Origin of the sequence: Salinicola sp. RZ23 (assembly GCF_003206675.1) — a bacterium.
Lineage (GTDB): Bacteria > Pseudomonadota > Gammaproteobacteria > Pseudomonadales > Halomonadaceae > Salinicola > Salinicola endophyticus.
Genome location: NZ_PZJK01000015.1, coordinates 303,116 through 324,206, shown reverse-complemented (window position 1 = coordinate 324,206; position 21,091 = coordinate 303,116). Strand labels below are relative to the sequence as shown.

The following is a 21,091-nucleotide window of genomic DNA, read 5'->3' as shown; positions in this document are numbered from 1 at the left end:
GCTGGGCGCCATGCGGGGATAAAACCCCGTGGCCGCCCGCCCGAGGGACGCCGCGACGCGACACCGGGTGTCGACATTCTGCGACTGTGCTTTCGGCGCCTGCGCCGTTAAGCTACGGCGATAGGGGTCATGCGACCCGATACTGATTGTCACGCTTTTACACGCGGCGCAAAGCTGGTTATCACACCCAGGAAGGGAAGGAATAATACGATGATTCGCAAGGCTGTATTGCCCGTTGCCGGCTTCGGCACCCGCTGTCTGCCGGCGTCCAAGGCGATCCCCAAGGAGATGATCACCATCGTCGACAAGCCGGTGATCCAGTACGTGGTGAGCGAGGCGGTCAAGGCGGGGATCAAGGAGATCGTGCTCGTCACCCATTCGTCCAAGAGCGCCATCGAGAACCACTTCGACAAGCATTTCGAGCTCGAGACCCAGCTCGAGGCCAAGGGCAAGCAGGCGCTGCTCGATGAGCTGCGCAATATCATCCCCGACGACGTCAAGATCATCAGCGTACGTCAGCCGGAAGCGCTCGGCCTGGGCCACGCCATCCTGTGCGCCCGCCCGGTGGTCGGCGACGAGCCCTTCGCGGTGCTGCTGCCGGACGTGCTGATCGATGACGACAACGCGCCGCAGAACGACCTCTCCGGGATGATCGCCGCCTATGAGGCGAGCGGCAAGGCGCAGATCATGGTCGAGACCGTGCCCCACGAACTGACCTACAAGTACGGCATCGTGGCGCTCGAGGGCGATGAGCCGGCTGCCGGGCATAGCGCGCCGCTGACCGGCGTGGTCGAGAAGCCCAAGGTCGAGGAAGCACCGTCGACGCTGGCGGTGATCGGCCGCTATCTGCTGCCCGGCGAGATCTTCCCGCTGCTGGCCGAGACCCGGCCGGGCGCGGGCAACGAGATCCAGCTGACCGACGCCATCGAGGCGCTGCGCCGTGAATCCGGGGCCGAGGCCTACCGCATGCAAGGGCAGACCTACGACTGCGGCAGCCAGCTGGGCTATCTGGAGGCCACCCTGGCGCTGGGGCGCAAGCACCCGACGCTGGGCGAGGGTTTCCGCGAGTTGGTCAAGCAATACGCAGCCGAGGAATAACGCCATGCGGGTGGTCGTACACGGTAGCGAACTGGCAGCGGCCACCGCCGCTGCGGCGCTCTGCTCGGTAGGGCATCAGGTGACCTGGATGCCCCACGCCGACTTCCCCTGGGAGAGCCTCTCCCGGGCGGACTGGCTGATCAGCGAGCCGGGCCTGAAGGATCAGATTCTCGCGGGTGAGGCCTCCGGGCAGCTCGCCATCGTCGATCGAGTGACGGCGGAAAGTGATGCCGAGGTGCACTGGCTGGCGCTGTCGCCGGATCAGCGCGAGGCCGCCGAGCGCTATGTCGAAGAGGTGCCGGGGCGGCAGACGACGCCGCTGGTGATCGTCAACAACTCGACCTTCCCCGTGGGGCAGACCGAGAAGCTGGAAGCGCAGCTGGGCCACGCCAGTCAGATCGCGGTGGCCCTGCCGGACCGGCTCGAGGAGGGGCGCGCCTGGGACACCTTCACCCGGCCGGCACACTGGCTGCTGGGTAGCGAGGATGAGTGGGCGACCCAGCAGATCCGTGAACTGCTGCGCGCCTTCAGTCGGCGCCACGAGGTCTATCAACTGATGCCGCGCAAGGCCGCCGAGCTGACCAAGCTGGCGATCAACGGCATGCTGGCCACGCGTATCAGCTTCATGAACGAGCTGGCGGGGCTCGCCGACTCCCTGGGGGTCGACGTCGAGTACGTGCGTCAGGGCATGGGGGCCGATACCCGTATCGGTTTCGAGTATCTCTATCCCGGCTGCGGCTTCGGCGGACCCAACTTCTCCCGTGACCTGATGCGGCTGGCCGATGTGCAGCACTCCACCGGCCGCGAGTCGCATCTGCTCGAGCATGTGCTCGACATCAACGAGAGCAAGAAGGAGACGCTGTTCCGCAAGCTGTGGAATCACTTCCAGGGCGAGCTGGAAGGGCGCACGATCGCCATCTGGGGCGCGGCCTTCAAGCCGGGCACGGCGCGTATCGACCAGGCCCCGGTGCTGACCATTCTCGAGGCGCTGTGGGCCCAGGGCGTCAAGGTCAAGATTCACGACCCGGCCGCGCTCCATGCGCTGGCTGAACTCTACCCGGCCCATCCGCAGCTCGAACTCGTCGAGGGCGATTTCTACGCCGCCTGCGAAGGGGCCGACGCGCTGATGCTGGTCACCGAGTGGAAGTGCTACTGGAACCCGGACTGGCGCCGTCTGCTGCAGGCGTTGAAGACGCCGCTGATCCTCGATGGGCGCAACATCTTCGATCCCACCTACGTCGCCTCGCGCGGTTTCGTCTATCGCGGTATCGGCCGGCGCGCCTGACGCCATCGCTGACCACCGCCGCCGGCGGTGGTCTCACTCGGCGTGTGGCGGCATCGCCTGTGGGTGCTCGGGCGGCAGGCCGAGCAGCAGCATGACCGTCTCCCAGTTGAGTCGCGACCATAGCGCCGAGAAGTAGGCGCCACGGTCGTGGCCGAAGTCGATGCGATAGGCCTCCTCGCACAAGGGTATGGCCACCAGCGGTCGTATCCCTGGCGGCAGTTCGCCCACAGGTGTCTCCACTAGTGTCAGGGTGTCCTCCGGGGTCAGACCCAGCCAACTGAAGCCCCCCGGAGCCGCCGAGATCACGCGCTGTTTCCAGTTCGCCTCGAACGCCCCCCAATCGCCGACATCACGCGCCACGCGTTGCCCGAGCGCCGTCTCCGGCGGCGCCGGACGCGCGCACAGGCCGTGCCAGAACAGCGTCATCCCCCAGGCCTGGGCCGCGGCCGGGCGCAGGTGCGCGGGGCCTTCGGCGGCGAGCGTCGCCAGGGAGCGTGGGTCGTCGGCGGCGAGGGCCGCGTTCAGCGTCGTCAACTGATGGCGGTGGTAGTGACTGTAGAGCAGATCGATCTGGGCCCGCGACAGCGCAGGTTCCAGCGAGTGGCGCTCGAAGGGAAGCGCGGGGAGTTCGAATCGGACGCCTGGCGTCGCTGTCGTTGGCATGGGACTCCTGATATCGGTGAAGAGTGTGGCTGTGACGCCTGATTCCGGTCCGGCTAGCATGCCTGGCACGGGCTGCCAAGCCTAGGCTTGAAGGGCGGTTTCACGTAACGTGACGCAGTGAGCGCTGGCGTCGGCTGCCCGGCGCTCATCCCCGGTCTCAAGCCTGCATCTTCATCGGTAAGGTACACGACGGCAATGCCTCCCAATTCCGACGACCCACGCACCGCGCAGACGATTGTTCCCGATCGCAGTGACATGAGCATGCGCCGCTCCGGCGCGCGTGGCGGCCACGCCGCTGGCCCGACGCCTGGACGCCGGCCTCCGCGGGTGTGGCCCCTGTGGTGCCTGATACTTCTACTCGGCGGTGCGCTCGCCGCCGGTGGCTGGCAGTACTGGCAGGATCGGCACGCCTTCGAGGCGCGACTTGCCAAGCTCAACCAGCGCCTGGACGCCACCGGTAATACCCTCGACGCCTCGGGTGAGAGCCTGCGTGGTGAGTTCGACCGTCTGCGCGGTCAGCTCGAAGCCACTCGGGCCGCCGTCGGCAGTCTCGAAACCCGGGTCGCCAAGGGGCAGAACGACGACCTCGATACGCGCCTGGCCGCAGTGAAGGCCAGCGTGGACGATCAGCAGGGCGTCATCACGGCGCTGCAGACGTCGCTATCGGCGCTGGAAAGCACCGCCAAGGATGCCCGGGCAACGCTCGCCACCCGCCTGCAGACGCTGAACGACACCCAGCAGCAGCAGGCGACGCAGCTTGCCGAGCAGGATCAGGCCCTGGCCGCCAACGACAAGGCGGCCCAGGCGCTGGTGGCGCGAGTGGACACACTGGCCCAGACTCAGAAGGCGCAGGCCCAGGCACTCGAGGCGGCCCCCAGCGCCGATCTTCAGAAGCGCGTCGATCAAGTGACCACGCGGCTGTCGAGCCTCGACCAGCGGGTCGACGATCTGGCCGCACGCAAGGTGCCCTCGGCGCAATCGCTCGAGCAGTTGCGCAGCGCCGTAGCGGAACTTCGCCAGGGTCAGACCGCTCTTAGTGCAGGGGTCGAATCACTGCAGGCACGACTCGCCAATCTGCCCAAGGGGGTGAGCAGCGCTCAGGTGAAGGCGTTGAGCGAGCGCATCGACTCTCTGGAGGCGAGCCGCGCCCAGCTGACCCGGCGTGTCACCGGCCTGATTACCGACGTTTCTCAACTGCAGCGCCGCGGAGGCTGATGCATGCCCCAGCTCAAGGTCCTACGGACGGGACTGACGCTACTCACACTTCCCCTTGCGAGCCATGCCTGGGCGCTGGATGTCGAGGTGAACGGCATCAGCGGTGCCCCCGCCGAGAACATCGTCAATATCCTCTCCGACCTGGAGGGCGACAGTCAGGCCACCCGTGAGCGCCTCGATGGGGTCGTGCGGCAACGCGCCGAGCAGGCGCTGCAGGCGTTCGGCTACTACGGCGCGACCCTGGCCACCCACTATCCGGACAAGGACAACGCCCGGGTGGTGATCGACGTCAAGCCCGGGAAGCGCACCCGAATCACCAAGGTCGATGCCGGGCTCGAGGGCGATGCCCGCCATGACGACGCCTTCACCCAGGCGATGGCGGACAACCCGCTCAAGGTCGGTGACCCCCTGGTGCAGTCACGCTATGAAGGCTTCAAGGGGCGGCTCTCGACGCTGGCCCTCGAGCGCGGCTATTTCGATGCGCGGTTCAGCCAGCAGCGCATCGAGGTGCGCCCGTGGGAGGAGAGCGCGCGCATCTATCTCGAGCTCGACAGCGGCACTCGCTACCGCTTCGGCCACGTGCACTTCCGCGGTAGCCAGATCGAACCGGAACGGCTGCGCAACATGGTGCCGTTCGCCCCGGGCGATCCCTATCTCGCCGGCGATCTCGCCACCCTCAACCAGAACCTCGGCCAGACCGACTGGTTCCGCGGTGTCGCGGTGCGCCCGCGGGTCAACGAGGATAGCCCCTCGTTCGCGCCCAGCCTGTGGTGGCAGGAGGCGACCGGGCGCGAGACCACCGCGGACAATTCGCGGGTGCTCGGTGGCCCGGGACTGCGCGCTGCGCGCGAGCTGACCGACAGCCAGCCCAAGGTGGTGCCGGTGGATGTCGAGGTGACCCCGGCCGATCGTCATCAGTTCGAGGTGGGGATCGGTTACGCCACCGACGTGGGGCCGCGCACCCAGTTTTCGTGGACCATGCCGTGGCTCAACCGCTACGGCCACAGCCTGACCAACTCACTCTACCTGTCGTCGCCGGAGCAGCGCCTCTCAGGCGAGTACACCATCCCCCTGGCCAATCCGCTGCGCGACAGCTATCACCTGCGCTACGGCCTGGAGAGCGTCGACAACGAGGATACCAAGAGCTTCGAGAGCTCGGTGCAGCTGGCACGGCACTGGGAGTTCGCCAACGGCTGGAGCCAGGATCTCTACTGGCAGACCACCTACGAGGACTTCACCCAGGCCGATCAGAAAGATGCGGTGCTGCTGCTCTATCCCGGGATCAGCTGGTCGCGCACACGCAAGCGTAATCCGACCTTCCCCAGTTGGGGGGATCGGCAGCAGCTCACGCTGGAGTGGTCGGACCCCGCCTGGGGCTCGGATGCACGCTTCGTGCGTACCACCTTCAGCACCCAGTGGATTCGTATGCTGGGCAGCGAGAACCGCTTCCTGTGGCGCCTCGGTGGGGGTGCCATGGCTACCGATACCTTCGACCAGGTACCACCGTCGCTGCGCTTCTTCGCCGGTGGCGATCAGAGCATCCGCGGTTACGGTTACGAGAGCCTGTCGCCGGAGAACGCCGACGGCAAGCTGCTCGGCGGCCAGCAAATGCTCACCGGCAGCCTCGAATACCAGCGTCACCTGAGCGGCAATTTCTGGGGCGCGAGCTTCATCGACAGCGGCAACGCCTTCGACGACTGGTGGCCGAACACGCTCAAGACCGGTGCCGGCCTGGGCATTCGCTGGATATCACCCGTGGGGCCGATTCGTTTCGACATCGCCCATCCGTTTGACGACGAGGAGGACTCTTGGCGTCTCCATTTCTCCATCGGACCGGAGTTCTGATTCGGCTCGCGGTGTGGCTGCTGCTATGGCTGCTGGGACTGGTATTGCTGCTCGCGGGGTTGGCGCTGTCGCCCTGGGGGTCGCACTGGCTGTTCGAGCAGGCGCAGTCGCGTGGCTGGGTTCAGGCGACGCGCTTCGAGGGCGCGCCGCTCGACGAGTTGACCATCGACGATCTGGCGCTCGACGCCGGTCCTCTGTCGCTGCGGGTGGCCCACCTGCACCTCGCCTGGGGCGACGACTGCCTGTTGAAAGGGCGGCTGTGCCTCGACGACCTCACGATCTCCGGGGCGCGCATTCAACTGGCGGCCAGCGATGCGCAGACGCCGCCCCCCGCAGAGGATGACAGCGGTGGGGCGCTGGGGCCGATAGCCGTGCCACTGCCGATCGAGATCCGTCAGGTACGTCTGGACGACGTGGGGGTCGAACTCGCCGAGGGTACCGCGCTGCACTGGGACCACTTTGAGACCGGTGCCAGCCTGCATGGCAATCGGCTGACGCTGTCGCCGACGACCCTGGCGGGTGTCGATATCACACTGCCCGACGCCACCAGTAATGGCCTGGATCAGGCGCTGGCGCAGGCGTCGCTGGGCGATGGCGTGATCAGCCCCGCGGCGCTTGCGGCGGCCGAGAGCCTGTACCCGTCGGCAAACCCGACGCACGCCGCCATCGCGGCGGCCAATACACCCGGGGCACCCAGCGGACAGACGCCCGCGACGGCCAGCACCGAGGTCAAGGCGGCCGATGCTCCGTCAGCGAAGACGCTGCCCCCGCTCGTGCTGTCGCCGCTGACTCTGGCCGCGGCGGCCAACGTGGCCGCTGCGACGGACGCTGCCGACCCGCGGGTCGCAGCGATCGAGCAACAGCTCCAGACGCTGCGCCAGCGGTTGCCCGACTTGTCTCTGCCGCTGCAGCTGGAGGTGCCCAGCCTGACGCTCCGCGACGTGACCCTGAACGGGCCCACGCCGCAGCGGCTCGACCGCCTGACGTTATCGCTGGCGGCGGTCGATCGTCAGCTGGAGATTCGTCGCCTGACCCTCGATGCCCCGGATGGCCACGCCGAGCTCAGCGCCCGGATCGAGCTCAACGGCGACGTGCCGATCGCGCTCTCGCTGCACAGCCGCATCACCCGCGCGCCACTCTATGGTCAGCAGACTAGCCTCGACGTGTCCGGCACGCTGGCCGATCTAAAGCTGACGCTGCACACCAGCGGCACAGCCGATGCCACGCTGAAGGCACGGCTGCAAGCCTTTGCGCCGGGGCTGCCCTTTGATCTCGAGCTGCACGGCGAGGACCTGCGCTGGCCGCTCGCCGCGCAGCCCTTTGCCGCGTTCCGCGCGCTCCCCGGGGGGCTCGACGCCACCGCCATCCGCAGCGCCCGCGCTATTGCCGGTGTCGCGCCGCCGCCGACGTCGACGCCGCAGTACCGGCTCGGCAAGCTGGCACTGTCGCTGTCGGGGTCGCTGGCGGCCTACCAGGCAAGGCTCGATCTTGCCGGGCAGGGCCAGGGCCTGCCGCCGGTGACACTGGGCGTGCGTGGCGAAGGCGACCTGCAGGGGTTCCACTGGCAGCCGCTCGACATCGCCAGCGACGGCGGTCAACTGCGCAGTCAGGGCAGCGTGCGCTGGACGCCGCTGCTCTCGGCCAACCTCAAGCTCGATCTCAGCCGACTGCCGCTGGAGGCCTTCACCCAGGCGGTCACCGGGCAGCTCAATGGTCAGGCCCGGGCGGCTTTTGCCATGGGCCACGACGGCGGCTGGCAGCTGGCACTGCCGCAGCTCGACATCGACGGTCGCCTGCAGCAGCGCGAGCTGCGCCTGGCGGCGAGCCTCGACGGCAACAGCGACATGGCCTGGCACATTCGCCAGCTCGACCTGCGCCAGGGGCGCAACCGGGTGACCGCGACCGGCAGTGTCGACCAGGCCTTGAACATCGACGGGCGCATCGATGCCCCCGCACTGGGCACGATTCTGCCCCAACTGGCCGGGGCACTGCGTGGTCAGTTCCAGGGCCGTGGCACGCTGAAGAAGCCCAGCGTGACGGTCGATCTCGATGGCAGCGGCGTTGCCTTCGGCGACAATCGCGTGGGGCAGCTGGCGCTGAAGGCCAGCAGTACCGGCACCGCGGACCCGCAGTTCGACGTCGACCTGCAAGCGTCGGATATCGCCGCCGCCAATCAGCAGATTCGACGTCTCGAACTGGGTCTCGACGGGCGGCTGTCGCAGCATAAGCTGTCGCTCGATGTGGCCGGTGGCGACGGCCTGCCGGCATCGCAACTCTCACTGCGCCTGCGTGGCGGCCTGGATGACGCTTATCGCCACTATCGTGGCACCCTGGCGTCGCTGTCGGCGGCCACCGACTATGGCGATCTCGCGCTGCGTGACGCCCTCGATTTCAGCGCTGACCTCCAGGCTTCCAGCGTGACCCTGGCGCCATTCTGCCTCGACCGCCGCCAGGGCGGCGCGCTTTGCCTGACCGAACGCATGACCGCCTCGGCCGATCAGGGGCGGGCGGCGCTGGCGCTGGACGACATTCCGATGGCACTGCTCGATGACTTCATGCCCGATGGCTGGCGGGTCGCCGGCAGCACCGCCGGCAAGCTCATCGCCAGCTGGTCCCGCGGTGGTCAGGCCTGGACCGCCAAGGCCGATATCGATGCCCAGGCCCAGGTCTCCGGGGTCGATGCCCGCGGCGCGCCGTGGCAGGTGCCGGAGACCCGGATGGCGTTGACGCTCGACGCCGATCAGCGCCGCGCTCGCACCGATGTCACGCTGGCCCTTGCCGATGCCGGCCAGGTGCATCTGCAAGCACAGGTGGACGATCCCGCCGGGGCGGGGCGCCTGCAGGGACAGCTCGCCATCGATGATCTGCGGTTCGCGCCGTATCGCCCCCTGGTCGCCGGTCTCAGCCAGCTGGAGGGCGCCATCAATGGCGACGTGGAACTCGGCGGCAGCATCACCATGCCGGCGTTGAACGGCAACGTGGTGATCGACGGGGTCAAGGTCAAGGGTGGCGTCTCGCCGGTGGCGGTGACCGATGCCCGGCTGACGCTGGCGCTGGCCGGACAGTCATCGACCCTCGACGGCTACGTGCAGAGTGAGGATGGCCGCCTGGCACTGAGTGGCGATGCCGACTGGCAGAACCCCGCCGAATGGCGCGCCAACGTCAATATCGACGGGCAGAAGCAGCCGATTCTGGTAGCCATGCCGGCGTACGGCCGCCTGCGCATCGCGCCGGATATACAGGTTCGCGCCACCCCGCAGCGCTTGCAGGTGCGCGGCGACGTCAGCGTGCCCTGGGCGCGCCTGGAGATCGGTCAGCTACCGGCCTCGGCGCAGGTGCCCAGCAGCGATACCGTGATCATCACCGAGGAAGAGGATCGCCGGCAGCAGACTGCCGCCGAGTCGCGTGCCAACGACGAGGGGGCGGGCACCGCCCAGGCCCTGGCCGACGCCGGTATGCAGCTCGATATCCGCGTCAAGCTGCACCTGGGGCCGGATCTGAAGCTCGCAGCCTACGGGTTGAAGTCCGGGCTGCGTGGCGAGCTGGAGATTCGCCAGGGCACTGGTCCAGTCCAGCTCTACGGCGACGTCAATCTGATCGGCGGCACCTATACCTCCTTCGGCCAGGATCTGATCATTCGCCAGGGGGAGGTGATCTTCAGCGGGCCGGCATCGCAGCCGAACCTGCAATTCGAGGCGATCCGCAATCCCGATACCACCGAAGACAACGTGGTCGCCGGGCTGCGGGTGACCGGCCCGGCCTCGGCGCCACGGCTGACCATCTTCTCCGAACCGGCGATGAGCGAGAGCCGTGCGCTCTCCTACATTCTGCGCGGACGCGGGCCGGACGACAGTGGCGGCGGTGACGACGCCCTGACCTCGGCGCTGATCGGGCTGTCGCTGTCGCAGACCGGCAGTGCCGTGGGCAAGGTGGGTGAGAGTTTCGGGGTTCAGGATCTGAGCCTCGACGCCTCGGGTTCCGGCGACGACAGCCAGGTCGTGGTCAGTGGCTATGTCTTCGATGACTTGAAGGTGAGCTACGGCGTCGGCATATTCTCTCCCATCGCCGAGCTGACCCTGCGCTACCGCCTGATCCAGAATCTCTATCTGCAGGCGGTATCGGGGGCGGCTCAGGCGCTGGACCTCATCTACACCTTCAGTCTGGGCCGCAGCGGCGGCCCCTGAGGATCGGCCACGCGCCGGCGCGGGTGGGCAGCTTTTGGATACGCCAGCCGCCCGCGACCACCAGGAGACACACCATGTTCAAGCAACGTCCCGACACGCTTCCCGACGCCAGCCAGGCCCTGCCGGGCCGCGATACCCCGCTGACCCCGAGCGGCGTGCATCGGGTCAACGGTGCCTCGATGCTGCCGCCATTCCCCGCTGGCAGTCAGGAGATCGTGCTGGGTCTGGGCTGTTTCTGGGGCGCCGAGCGGCTGTTCTGGGAGCTGGACGGCGTGCTGGTCACGGCGGTGGGCTACGCCGGTGGCGTCACGCCCAATCCGACCTACGACGAGACCTGCACCGGGTTGACCGGCCACGCTGAGGTGGTGCGGGTGGTGTTCGACCCCGAGCGGCTGTCGCTCGAGCAGCTATTGTCGGTGTTCTGGGAGGCCCACGACCCGACCCAGGGCATGCGTCAGGGCAACGATCTCGGCACCCAGTATCGCTCGGCGATCTACACCCTCGACGCCGACCAGCGCGAGATCGCCGAGGCGAGCCGCGACGACTACGCGGCGGCGCTGGCCGCACGCGGCCTGGGGCCGATCACCACCGAGATCGCGCCGCTGGAGACGTTCTACTACGCCGAGGAGTACCACCAGCAGTATCTGGCCAAGAACCCCAACGGCTACTGCGGACTGAAAGGTACCGGCGTGACTTGCCCGATCTCGGCCTGAGGCGCGCCTGACCCCAAGTCTGCTCCCACACCAGATCAAGCCCCAACGAGGCATGGGGCCGGTTCCACCGGCCCCGCTCAGTGTGCCAGTACTGGCCTCAGCGCATCGCTCTCAACGATCCTCCAGCGCCGAATGCGGCGCTGCCTTCCTCGTCGTTTCCCGCTCCGGTATCCACGCCAGCAGTTGTTGGCCCACGCGATGCGATAGCCATGAACTGAAGCGGCCACCACGCCGCTCGACATAGCCTACGTGACCGCCGTGGCTCGCCACCTCCAGACGTGTGCTCGCCGAGGGCATGGCGATCCGCGCGAGCAGATCGCCGGGCATGAAAGGGTCGTCGCTGGCATGCAGGATCAGCGTGGGGAGTTCGATCTCGCCCAGCAGCGGGCCGGCCGAGGCGCGGCGATAGTAGTCGCTGGCCGAGGTGAAGCCGTGCAGCGGGGCGGTCACCGCGTCGTCGTAGTCCCAGAAGGTGTGCAGAGCGGCGAGCCGCTTGTGTGTCAGCGCCAGCGGGAAGGGGGCGCTGGCCATGCGCATCGCTACCTTGCGCTTGAGTTGGGCCAGTAGATAGCGCTGGTAGAGCCGCGCGGCGCCACGATCCAGGGCATCGGCGCAGGCGGCGAGATCGAGCGGGGCGTTGATGGCGATGGCCCCGCGCAGCGGCAGGCCGTCGCTGCCCTGTTCGGCGATCAGCTTGAGCAGCATATTGGCGCCCAGCGAGACCCCGGCGGCGACCATGGCGGCGCGCGGATACCGCTGGGCGAGCAGGCCGATGAGCCAGTAGGCGTCGGCGGTATCGCCGGAGTGATAGGCGCGGGGCAGGCGGTTGGGGGCTGCCCCGCAGCCGCGAAAGTGCATCAGTAGCGGACGAAAGCCGAGCGTGCTTGCCTGGTGCAGCAGTTCGCGCGCATAGGGCGAATCGAACGATCCCTCCAGGCCGTGGAACAGTAGAAAGATCGGCGCCTGTGGGTCCCGCGGGGCCGGCTCCGCCCAGGCCAGCTCGACGAAATCGCCGTCGGGGAGATTGACCACCTCGGTGCGCCTGGCCAGCGCTCGTTTGGGCAGCAGGCGCGGCAGCAGGGTCTGCAGATGACGGTTGCGCAGTGCGGCCGGCGGGTCGAACGCCGCGGCGAATGCCCACGGCTGCCTGTCGGACGCCATCACCGCGGGTCGTTCGCCGGGGCCGAGGTCAGGTTGGCGTGCCCCTCGGCGGTGATCAACACGTTGTCCTCGATCCGGATGCCGCCGTGGTCGGCGAGCCGGTCGACCCGATCCCAGTCGACCGCCTGGCGCTCGCTACCGTCGCGGAAGGGCGCGAGCAGGAACGGGATGATGTAGAGCCCGGGCTCGATCGTCACCACCATGCCGGGTGCCAGCGTGCGGGTCAGGCGCAGGGCCGGATCGGCCGTCGGCGGGGGCAGCGGGGCGCCGCTGGCGTCGCGCTGACGGCCACCGACATCGTGTACCTGCACGCCGAGACTGTGGCCCAGCCCGTGAGGGCAGAAGGCCCGCGTCAGACCGCTGGCCACCGCGGCTTCGGCGCTCATGCGCAGCACACCCGTGTCGGCCAGCAGCGCCCCCAGGTAGTGATGCATGCGTTGGTGCAGGGCGACGAAATCGACCCCCGGTGCCAGCTCGGCGATCAGCCGCTGCTGAAATGCGGTCACCCCTTCGATCAGCGGCGCGAACAGCGGATCGGCGTCGAGTGCCGCCCAGGTGCGGGTGATGTCGGCGCAGTAACCGGCGTGGCGGTGCCCGGCATCCACCAGCAGTGAGCGCAAGGTATCCGGAGCGGTGGTGGCGTAGTGCTGGTAGTGCAGGGTACCGGCGTGGGCGTTGATGCCGACGATGTTCTGGTAGGCCAGCTCGCTCTCGCGCTGGCGCGTGGCCGCCAGGTAGGCGAGCTGGATATCCAGCTCGCTGGCACCGTCGGCAAACGCTTCGCGGGCCGCGGCGTGACCGGCCAGGGCGTAGCGATTGGCCAGGCGCAGGCAGTCGCTCTCGTAGTCATCCTTGTAGAGCCGCAGCTCGTCGAGCGCGTGCAGCAGAGTGGGCGGATTGAGCGTGGCGGTGGCGGGTACGGCGTCCGCTGGGACATCGCCGAGCACCGCCACTCGGGGGTGGGCGCCGATCAGCGCTGCTGCCGTGGTCGGCTGGGCGAGCGGCGTCGGATCGAGACACTCGGCGCGCACGCCCTGCGGTGGGGGTGTCGGCAGGTGCCAGAAATCGGTCGGCGCGTAGTAGAACCAGCGCGGCGTGGTGCCGGGGGCGATCCACAGCCAATCATGCTGCTGGTGCGGGGCACCGGTCCAGTGCACGAAATGGCCGAAAGCGCTGAAACTACTCTCCTGATCGTCGCCATGGTGAGTACGGGCGTGGCCGCTGTAGAGCAGTACGGCATCGAAACCGCTGCGTTCGAGAAGCTCGGCGTAGGCTTGCTGCAGGCGGTCGAGGTGAGCCCGGTGGGCGCTATCGCGATCGGTGGAGGTCATCGAGTCCTTCCTGAAGTTGAGCCAGTGTGTCATGGAGTGCCGGATGGCGGCCGTCATGACGAAAATAGAGGCGGATCGACAGCGGCACGTCCCAGCGGCGGTCTCCGGCCCGGGTCAGTTCGCCCTGGGCCAGCGCCTGGCGCACGGTGCGAAAGGGCAGCCAGCCCAGGCCATAGCCCTGCAGCACCAGTTCGCGGATGTTGGAGGTCTGTACGCTCTCGTTGAGGGTGCTCAGATGGACCTCCTGGCGCGAACGATCCCAATGTGCCCTGAGCGCCGCCGCGATCAATCCACTGGCATGATAGGCGATATGCGGCAGCGGACGGCGCTTGTCGCCGGGCAGGGCAAAACGAGGCGTGCCGTCGGCGTCGGCGGCGCTCACCGGCACCAGCAGCTCCTCGCCCAGCGTCAGATAGCGCAGGCCGCTCAGCTCCAGATCCAGGGCGATGCGTCCCTCGGGCCAATAGCATAGCGCCAGATCCACCTCGCCGCGCTCGAGCGCTTCGACGTAGTCCCCGATCAGCCAACTGGTGGCACGCAGGTAGGGTTCGATCTGGGGGTGTAGGGCGTGCTGCTCGAGCCACCCCGGGACGAAGTGGGTGAGCAGGCTCTGCGGCGCTGCCAGTCTGAGGCGCCGGGTGGCGTCGTGATGCAGATGTTGCAAGCGCTCGCGGGTCACTCTCACCCGCTCGGTGATCTGCTTGCATAGCGTCAGGAACTCTTCACCCGCGGGGGTCAGGCTCAGCGGCATCGTCTGGCGGTTGACCAGGGTCGCGTCCATCGCCTCCTCGAGCAGCTTGATGCGGCGCGAGAAGGTCGGCTGCGTCACGTTCTGCTGTTCGGCAGCCCGGGAGAAGTGGCGGGTTTCGGCCAAGACGATGAAGTCTTCCAGCCAACGTAGTTCCATGCGGCTCTCTGTGATGAATCGAATTCAAGAACGTGACGCAGTCATGATCCCTGGCGCGTGTACGTGTCGACGGCGCGCTCGTCGACGGCATGGCAGGCGACCGCATGCCCGTTGCCGAGTGTCTGCAGGCGTGGCGGCTCACGCGCACAGCGCGGCATGGCCAGGGGGCAGTGCTGGCGATAGACGCAGCCCGGGGTGGCCGGCATGCCGGTGGGCGTGGCGGCGCTGCTGGCGATACGCCCGGCGCCAGCATCGTCGAAACGCGGCCGCGCCGCCAGCAGCGCCCGGGTGTAGGGGTGGCGGGCAGCGGCAAAAATCTGCGCCGCCGGCCCGGTCTCGCACAGCGTGCCGCGGTAGAGTACGGCGACATGGGTTGCCAGGTACTCGACCACGGCGAGGTCATGGCTGATGAACAGATAGGTCAGCCGGCGGGCGAGCTGGGTGTCGACGAGCAGATTGAGCACCTGAGCCTGAACCGAGAGATCCAGCGCCGACAGCGGCTCGTCGGCGACGATCAGCTCCGGTGAGACGCTCAGTGCCCGAGCGATGGCGACCCGCTGGCGCTGCCCGCCGGAGAGCTCGTGGGGGTAGCGTTCGCCCCAGGCGCGGTCGAGTCCGACGTCGGCCAACAGGGTGTCGACCCGTTCGTGCACCTGCTGCCGCGACCCGTTCGGGAAGTGCACGCGGATCGGCTCGGCCAGGGCCTGGGCGACCCGCAGGCGCGGATTGAGCGAGGCGTAGGGGTCCTGAAAGATCATCTGCATGCGCCGGCGGTAGCGTTGGCGTTGGCGGGCGGAGAGGTGATCGATACGCGTACCTGCGTAAACCACCTCGCCGGCATCGGGATCCAGCAGGCCCATGATCAGGCGTGCCAGGGTCGATTTGCCGCTGCCCGACTCGCCCACCACACAGAGCGCGTCGCCGCGCCAGAGCGTCAGGCTGACCGCGTCCAGAGCCTGGATCTGGGCATGTCGGTGCCGGCCGAACCCGCGCCGCGGCAGGCGATAGCGGTGGCTCAGGTCGCGCACCTCGAGCAGTGGCGTCGCCACATCGGCGGGCTGGCCGAGGGCGCCGAGCGCCGGCGTGGGAGGTGCATCAGTCGAGCGGTTCATCGTGCACCTGTGCGGAGTGGATCATCTCGTGGTCGATCAATTGCGCCACCCAGTGGCAGGCGACCTCGCTCCCGCTGCTGGGGATGAGCGCGGGTGGATGGCCCTCACAACGCCGCCGCAGATCGTCATCCGCGGCAACACGGTAGCGGCAGCGCGGATGAAAGGCACAGCCGGTGGGGCGTACGCCGGGCGCGGGTGGGCTGCCAGGGACCGGACGCAGCGGCGCCCGCGGCGGATACATCTGCGGCAGGGCATCGATCAGCGCCTGAGTGTAGGGATGCTGGGGGTCGTTGATCACTTCACGCGTCGGTCCGCTCTCGACCACCCGGCCGGCATACATCACCAGCACGCGCTGGGTCAGTTGCTGGATCACCGCGAGGTCGTGGGAGATCACGATCAGGCTCAGGTCGTGGGTCCGGCACAGGGCGATGAGCAGGGCGACGAGTTCCGCCTGGGTGGTGACGTCCAGCGCGGTGGTGGGCTCGTCGGCGATGATGACGTCCGGGTCTAGCAGCAGTGCCATGGCGATCACCACACGCTGGCACTGGCCGCCGGAGAGCTGATGCGGATAGCGCTCGAGCTGGCGCTCCGGCTCGTCGAGACCCACCTGATGCAGCTGGTGCAGCACCATCTTGCGCGCCAGACGCCGGGAGAGACGTCGATGGGCGCGCAGGGTCTCGCGCATCTGCTGGCCCACGGTGAGCACGGGATTGAGGGTCGCGCGCGGGTCCTGGAACACCATCGCCATACGCTTGCCGCGGATGCCGCGCCAGCGTCGTTCGGAGAGCGCAGTCAGTTCGCGCCCCTCGAGCCGGATGCGGCCGCTGGCGATGTGCCCCGGTGGCGCCAGCAGATTGACCAGACTGAAACCGAGTACCGACTTGCCGGCGCCGGATTCGCCGACGATGCCCAGGCATTCGCCGCGCCCGAGCCGGAAACTCACCCCGGCCACCGCCTCCAGCGTCGCCCCGGGCAGGGTGAAGCGCACGCTGAGATCCTCGACTTCCAGGAGTGCCATGACGCGCTATCCTCCCTTCGCGGTGGGTGAGACGGGAGCGTGGCGGGTGTCGAGCCGCTCTCGCCAGGCGTCACCCAGCAGATTGACTGCCAGCACGGTGAGCACCAGATAGGCCCCGGGCAGCAGGGTGATCCACCAGGCCCCGGACTGCAGGTAGTCGAACCCGGATTTGATCAGCGACCCCAGCGATGGCTGGGTCTCGGGCATGCCCAGGCCCAGGAAGGAGAGCGCTGCCTCGGCCATGATCGCCTGGCCGATCTGGGCCCCCGAGATCACCAGCAGCGCCGGCAGGGTATTGGGCAGCAGATGGCGCAGCACGACCCGCGGCGCGGAGAAGCCCAGCACCCGCGCCGCCTCGATGTACTCCTTGCGCTTTTCCGCCATCACGCTGGCGCGCACCGTGCGCGCATAGAGCGGCCACTCGCTGAGGCCGATGATCAGGATCAGCAGCCAGATGCCGTAGTGGCCGTAGAAAGCCCCGCCGAAAGCCGCCTTGACCACGGCGCTGATCACGATCGCCATCATCAGGGTGGAAAACGCCAGTTGGACGTCTGCCCAGCGCATCAGCAGGGCATCGAGGCGCCCGCCGCGATAGCCCGCGAGCAGCCCGAGGGTCACGCCCAGCAGCAGCTGCAGCAGCACCGCACCGAAGCCGATCGCCAGCGACACCCGTGCGCCGTAGAGCATCAGCGAGAGCAGGTCGCGCCCCTGGACATCGGTACCCAACGGGTGGCCGGGCAGGCTGTCGGCGAGCCACCACGGCGGGCGCAGGGAGTCGCGCAGCTCGACCTGGGCCAGATCGTAGGGATCGCTGGGCGCGAGCCAGGGTGCCATCAGCGCTGCGCCCGCCAGGAGCAGGAGCATCCCCAGGTACAGCCAGAGTCGGCGACGCCGCGCCAGGTGGCCGAGGGCGCTCGCCAGCGGGCCACGCGACGCCGGGGTGGGAGCGGGATTCACTGGATACCTCCCGGCGCCACGACCCGAGGATCGAGCAGCCGGCAGCAGAGATCGACCAGGGTATTGATCAGCAGAAACAGCACCCCGGCCACCAGCAGATAGGTCACGATCAGCGGGCGGTCGCCGCGCTCTACCGCATCGAGGAACATCAGCCCCACGCCGGGCCACTGGAACACGCTCTCGACCAGCAGGGTGTAGGCCATCAGCGAGCCCAGCTGGATGCCGCCCAGGGTCACCACCGGCAGCAGCGCATTCTTGAGCGCGTGCCAGGCGTAGATGCGCAGCGGTGACAGCCCACGGGCGCGGGCGAAGCGGATATAGTCGCTCGCCAGCACGCGGCGCATCTCGGTGTGGATCAGGCGCACGAACAGCGGCAGCATGCCCGCGGTCAGCGATAGCGCCGGCAGGGTGAGATAGGCGAGCCCCTGCCACGAGGCGAAGTTGGTCGCCCAGTCGCCCCACACCGGTACCGGATTGCCGCGGCCATAGGCGGGCATGCCGCCGAGGCCGGCCAGCCAGCCCGCCGCGGCCCCGGATGCAGCGCTGGACGGGCCCAGCGAGAACACCTGGATCAGCAGGATGGCCGTCAGGAACACCGGTAGCGAAACCCCCAGGGCGGCCAGGCGCAGGATCAGACGCGATCCCGGCGCGTGCGGCTTGATCGCGCTGTAGACCCCCAAGGGTAGGGCAAGCAGGGCGGTGAGAACGCTGCCGGCCAGCACCAACTCCAGGGTCGCCGGCAGATAGCCGAGCACGACCTCGAGCGCCGGGCGATGGAAAAAGCTCGAGGTACCGAAATCCAGTCGCAACAACTCGCCCAGAAACTGCGGATAGCCACCCCAGGCGGCGCCACTGCTGGCCCCGTCCGCGCCGGGCAGGGCGTCGCGTAGCACGAAAGCGATCAGGCTGATCGCCAGCAGCACGCCCAGGGCCTGCAGCAAGCGCTTGAACAGAAAGCGCGTAATCGACATCCAGCGTCTCCTCTCCACAGCGCACGATCAGCGGCTGTGGGTCTCCCCGGCGCGGGGTGTCACCACCACGTCGCCCAGGTAGGGCATGTTCATCACGTTGAGTACCGGTTCGATGGCGACCCGATCGGACGCCGCCCAGGCCAGGTTCTGCCAGTAGAGCGGAATGAACGGAGCGTCGGCGTAAACCATCGCCTCGGCCTGTCGCAGCATGCTGGTACGCCGACGCATGTCGGTCTCGCTGTTGGCCAGCGCGACCAGTGAGTCGAGCTCCGGGTTGCAGTACTCGCTGGCGTTGTACTGGCCGGTGCCGCTGCGACTGTCGGGGCAGAAGGTAAGATATTCGAAGAAGTTGGCCGAGTCGCCGGTATCCGAGTACCACCCCATCATCATGATATCGGCAGCGCGGCGATCGTACTCCGTCCAGTACTGATTCTTCGGCAGCGTCTTGAACTCGACCCGGATATGGATCTTGGCCAGCATCGCCGCCACGGCCAGCGCCACCTGCGCGGTCTGGGCGTCGTTGACGTAGCGGTTGTTGGGCGCCATCAGGGTGACCTCGAAACCGTCGGCATAACCGGCCTCGCGCATCAGCCGCCGGGCCTTGGCCAGGTCGTAGCGCGGGGTGAGCTGGTCGTCGTGCCCGGCATACCCTTCGGGTGACATCTGCGCCGCCGGGGTGACGAACCCTTCGAGCAGGTGCTTGGCGATCGCCCGCTGGTCAACGGCGTAGTTCATTGCCAGGCGCACGCGACGATCGCGGAAGGCCGGTACCCGGCGCTGATTCAGCTGCAGCAGGGTGATGCGCACCCCGGGCATGGTGACCAGATCGATCCCCGGGTTGTGTTCGAGGCGTGTCAGGGCGGTGGTCGGCACCGGCGCGATGAAGTCGACGTCGCCGGCCAGCAGGGCGGCCACTCGGGTCGCACTCTCGCCGATCGCCACCTCGGAGAGGTGATCGACGTTGCCTGGCGAGGTGTGGTCCCAATAGTCGGGGAAGCGGGTCAGCTCGATCCGTGCACCGGGTTGGAAGCGGGTGATCTCGAACGGCCCGGTGCCCGAGTGGTGGCGCGAGGCGAAGGTATTGCCGCCCTTGACGATCGCCGCCTTGTCCTGGCCCTGGCGATCGCCGGCTTCGGCGGGGAGCCGGCCGCTGTAGAAGCGGCTATCCAGGGGGAAGATGTAGGTCGCCAGGTTGAGCAGCAGCGGGAAGGGGCGTCGGGTATGCAGGTCCACGGTGGCATCGTCGACCACCGTGACGCCGACGATGGGGGCGAAGATCGCCTTGAAGTCGGGGCTACGCTTGAGCCGTGCCACGGTCCAGGCGACGTCGCGGGCAGTAAACAGATTGCCGCTGTGGAAGTGCACGCCACGGCGCAGATGCAGGCGCATGGTGGTGTCGTTCACGCGCTCCCAGGCGGTGGCGAGACGCGGCTCGAGCCCCAGGTGGCGGTCCCAGCGTACCAGGGGGTCGAACGCCAGGTGAGCCAGCCTGAGCACGCCCACCGAGAGCTGCTCATGGATATCCAGGGAGACCGGCAGGGTGTCGTAGGCGACGTTGAGGGTGACATCGTCGGCGCGGGCCGTCAGGGGGAGCGCGCTGACGCAGAGCAGGAGCAGGCTCAGGAGTCGCGGTCGCGCCGCGGAAAGAGCGGCCAGCCGGAACTTGAACCGGTTGCTGTCGCGCATGCGTGCCTCGTCGAAGTGTTTGTCTGTTGTTATCGATCGGCGACGTGGGGGCAATCCAGGGATGCCGGTTCGAGCCATGCGGGACGCGCCAGTCCGGTCGCTGTCATCGCTGGCCGACATCGATCAACGCCGGGGGGCGCCCGGCGGCGGGCCACAAGACGTCGAGTCGCGCGGCGCTCAGCAGGCCCCGGGCATGATGCGGATGGTGCCGGTCTGGTCGGCGCGTGACACGGTGCAACCGAGATCGTTGACGCGGCCATCCTTGAGGCCGTAGACCCAGCCGTGCACCGATAGCGGCTGCTCGCGCCGCCAGGCGCGCTGGATGATCTTGGTACGGCACAAATTGGCGACCTGCAGGCGAACGTTGTGCTCGCACATGCGGTCGACCTGCTCGTCCAGCGGCAGCGCTTCGAGCTCGCTGCGGTGCTGCTGGTAGAGCTCGCTGACGCTGTGCAGCCAGTAGTCGACGATACCGTGCTCGCCGCCGGTGATCGAGGCCTTGACCCCGCCACAGCCATAGTGGCCGACCACCATGATGTGCTTGACCTTGAGCACGTCGACCGCGAACTGCACCACTGAGAGCGAGTTCATGTCGTTGTGATAGATCAGATTGGCGACGTTGCGGTGGACGAAGACCTCGCCCGGCGGCAGATCGACGATCTGGTTGGCGGGTACACGGCTATCGGAGCAGCCGATCCACAGATAGTCGGGATTCTGCTGCTGGGAAAGACGCGTGAAGAACCCCGGGTCCTGCTGCTGAATGCTGTCCGCCCACTGACGGTTCTGCTTGAGGAGCGTGTCGATGCTCATGGAGGTCACCTGAAAACCTGAAGAGAGACGGACGCTGGACGCCGCGCGAAGGGGAGAATTCTAGGCTATTACGCCCAGGATGCGTAGTGAGATGCCTGGGGAGGTGGGTATGGGGACACCCGGAGAGAGGCTTGT

16 protein-coding genes are annotated in these 21,091 nt (G+C 68.0%); 6 read left to right on the top strand and 10 right to left on the bottom strand.

The window, feature by feature from the left end; translation table 11 throughout:
- Window positions 1-210: 210 nt before the first annotated feature.
- Together galU and DOM67_RS16310 are read left to right on the top strand one after the other, a co-directional pair.
- On the top strand, window positions 211-1,098 hold the full coding sequence (gene galU / locus DOM67_RS16315; protein WP_110677822.1) for a UTP--glucose-1-phosphate uridylyltransferase GalU: 888 nt from the start codon (window positions 211-213) through the stop codon (window positions 1,096-1,098).
- Between the two features lie 4 nt (window positions 1,099-1,102).
- Complete coding sequence (locus DOM67_RS16310; RefSeq protein WP_110677821.1) at window positions 1,103-2,383, top strand: nucleotide sugar dehydrogenase; 1,281 nt, start codon at window positions 1,103-1,105, stop codon at window positions 2,381-2,383.
- Window positions 2,384-2,416: 33 nt separating this feature from the next.
- Here the strand turns inward: DOM67_RS16310 and DOM67_RS16305 are convergent, their stop codons facing one another.
- A complete protein-coding gene (locus DOM67_RS16305) occupies window positions 2,417-3,046 on the bottom strand; it encodes a Fe-Mn family superoxide dismutase (protein WP_198651843.1) in 630 nt (209 codons plus the stop codon).
- 195 nt (window positions 3,047-3,241) lie between these two features.
- Here DOM67_RS16305 and DOM67_RS16300 point away from each other — a divergent pair, with 195 nt between their 5' ends.
- The 4 genes from DOM67_RS16300 to msrA all read left to right on the top strand — a co-directional run bounded on the left by DOM67_RS16300 (window position 3,242) and on the right by msrA (window position 11,003).
- A complete protein-coding gene (locus DOM67_RS16300) occupies window positions 3,242-4,261 on the top strand; it encodes an ATP-binding protein (RefSeq protein WP_110677817.1) in 1,020 nt (339 codons plus the stop codon).
- Between the two features lie 3 nt (window positions 4,262-4,264).
- A complete protein-coding gene (locus DOM67_RS16295; RefSeq protein WP_110677815.1) occupies window positions 4,265-6,106 on the top strand; it encodes an autotransporter assembly complex family protein in 1,842 nt (613 codons plus the stop codon).
- Window positions 6,070-10,290: a translocation/assembly module TamB domain-containing protein gene (locus DOM67_RS16290; protein WP_157958887.1), complete on the top strand. Its 4,221-nt coding sequence runs from the start codon at window positions 6,070-6,072 to the stop codon at window positions 10,288-10,290. The genes DOM67_RS16295 and DOM67_RS16290 overlap by 37 nt, the downstream gene beginning before the upstream one ends.
- A gap of 74 nt (window positions 10,291-10,364) precedes the next feature.
- Window positions 10,365-11,003 (top strand): peptide-methionine (S)-S-oxide reductase MsrA, encoded by a 639-nt coding sequence (gene msrA / locus DOM67_RS16285; protein ID WP_110677811.1) that lies wholly within the window; start codon window positions 10,365-10,367, stop codon window positions 11,001-11,003.
- 111 nt (window positions 11,004-11,114) lie between these two features.
- Here the strand turns inward: msrA and DOM67_RS16280 are convergent, their stop codons facing one another.
- The 9 genes from DOM67_RS16280 to can all read right to left on the bottom strand — a co-directional run bounded on the left by DOM67_RS16280 (window position 11,115) and on the right by can (window position 20,956).
- Window positions 11,115-12,164, bottom strand: a complete 1,050-nt coding sequence (locus tag DOM67_RS16280; protein ID WP_110677809.1) for a hydrolase — start codon at window positions 12,162-12,164, stop codon at window positions 11,115-11,117.
- Window positions 12,164-13,495, bottom strand: a complete 1,332-nt coding sequence (gene pepQ / locus DOM67_RS16275) for a Xaa-Pro dipeptidase (protein WP_110677807.1) — start codon at window positions 13,493-13,495, stop codon at window positions 12,164-12,166. The genes DOM67_RS16280 and pepQ overlap by 1 nt, the downstream gene beginning before the upstream one ends.
- Window positions 13,473-14,402 carry a LysR family transcriptional regulator gene (locus DOM67_RS16270; protein WP_110677805.1) on the bottom strand — a complete coding sequence of 310 codons (930 nt, stop codon included), beginning with the start codon at window positions 14,400-14,402 and terminating at the stop codon, window positions 13,473-13,475. The genes pepQ and DOM67_RS16270 overlap by 23 nt, the downstream gene beginning before the upstream one ends.
- Before the next feature lie 41 nt (window positions 14,403-14,443).
- Window positions 14,444-15,514 carry an oligopeptide/dipeptide ABC transporter ATP-binding protein gene (locus tag DOM67_RS16265; RefSeq protein ID WP_110677803.1) on the bottom strand — a complete coding sequence of 357 codons (1,071 nt, stop codon included), beginning with the start codon at window positions 15,512-15,514 and terminating at the stop codon, window positions 14,444-14,446.
- Window positions 15,498-16,532, bottom strand: a complete 1,035-nt coding sequence (locus DOM67_RS16260; RefSeq protein WP_110677801.1) for an ABC transporter ATP-binding protein — start codon at window positions 16,530-16,532, stop codon at window positions 15,498-15,500. Before DOM67_RS16260 ends, DOM67_RS16265 begins: the two co-directional genes overlap by 17 nt.
- A gap of 6 nt (window positions 16,533-16,538) precedes the next feature.
- Entirely contained in the window at window positions 16,539-17,432 is an 894-nt protein-coding gene (locus DOM67_RS16255) for an ABC transporter permease (RefSeq protein WP_232825293.1), read from the bottom strand.
- A gap of 53 nt (window positions 17,433-17,485) precedes the next feature.
- Entirely contained in the window at window positions 17,486-18,454 is a 969-nt protein-coding gene (locus tag DOM67_RS16250; RefSeq protein ID WP_110678017.1) for an ABC transporter permease, read from the bottom strand.
- Window positions 18,455-18,487: 33 nt separating this feature from the next.
- Window positions 18,488-20,146 (bottom strand): ABC transporter substrate-binding protein, encoded by a 1,659-nt coding sequence (locus DOM67_RS16245; RefSeq protein ID WP_110677799.1) that lies wholly within the window; start codon window positions 20,144-20,146, stop codon window positions 18,488-18,490.
- Window positions 20,147-20,323: 177 nt separating this feature from the next.
- The gene (gene can, locus DOM67_RS16240) at window positions 20,324-20,956 is read right to left on the bottom strand and encodes a carbonate dehydratase (protein ID WP_110677797.1); all 633 of its coding nucleotides are present in this window, start codon (window positions 20,954-20,956) and stop codon (window positions 20,324-20,326) included.
- Window positions 20,957-21,091: the final 135 nt, after the last annotated feature.

Bases quoted from the DNA above. Each gene is read 5' to 3' on its own strand.
- DOM67_RS16280 (WP_110677809.1), bottom strand. From the start codon at position 12,164: ATGGCGTCCGACAGGCAGCCGTGGGCATTCGCCGCGGCGTTCGACCCG.
- DOM67_RS16270 (WP_110677805.1), bottom strand. From the start codon at position 14,402: ATGGAACTACGTTGGCTGGAAGACTTCATCGTCTTGGCCGAAACCCGC.
- msrA (WP_110677811.1), top strand. From the start codon at position 10,365: ATGTTCAAGCAACGTCCCGACACGCTTCCCGACGCCAGCCAGGCCCTG.
- galU (WP_110677822.1), top strand. From the start codon at position 211: ATGATTCGCAAGGCTGTATTGCCCGTTGCCGGCTTCGGCACCCGCTGT.
- DOM67_RS16310 (WP_110677821.1), top strand. From the start codon at position 1,103: ATGCGGGTGGTCGTACACGGTAGCGAACTGGCAGCGGCCACCGCCGCT.
- DOM67_RS16300 (WP_110677817.1), top strand. From the start codon at position 3,242: ATGCCTCCCAATTCCGACGACCCACGCACCGCGCAGACGATTGTTCCC.
- DOM67_RS16245 (WP_110677799.1), bottom strand. From the start codon at position 20,146: ATGCGCGACAGCAACCGGTTCAAGTTCCGGCTGGCCGCTCTTTCCGCG.
- DOM67_RS16295 (WP_110677815.1), top strand. From the start codon at position 4,265: ATGCCCCAGCTCAAGGTCCTACGGACGGGACTGACGCTACTCACACTT.
- DOM67_RS16305 (WP_198651843.1), bottom strand. From the start codon at position 3,046: ATGCCAACGACAGCGACGCCAGGCGTCCGATTCGAACTCCCCGCGCTT.
- DOM67_RS16265 (WP_110677803.1), bottom strand. From the start codon at position 15,514: ATGAACCGCTCGACTGATGCACCTCCCACGCCGGCGCTCGGCGCCCTC.
- DOM67_RS16260 (WP_110677801.1), bottom strand. From the start codon at position 16,532: ATGGCACTCCTGGAAGTCGAGGATCTCAGCGTGCGCTTCACCCTGCCC.
- can (WP_110677797.1), bottom strand. From the start codon at position 20,956: ATGAGCATCGACACGCTCCTCAAGCAGAACCGTCAGTGGGCGGACAGC.
- pepQ (WP_110677807.1), bottom strand. From the start codon at position 13,495: ATGACCTCCACCGATCGCGATAGCGCCCACCGGGCTCACCTCGACCGC.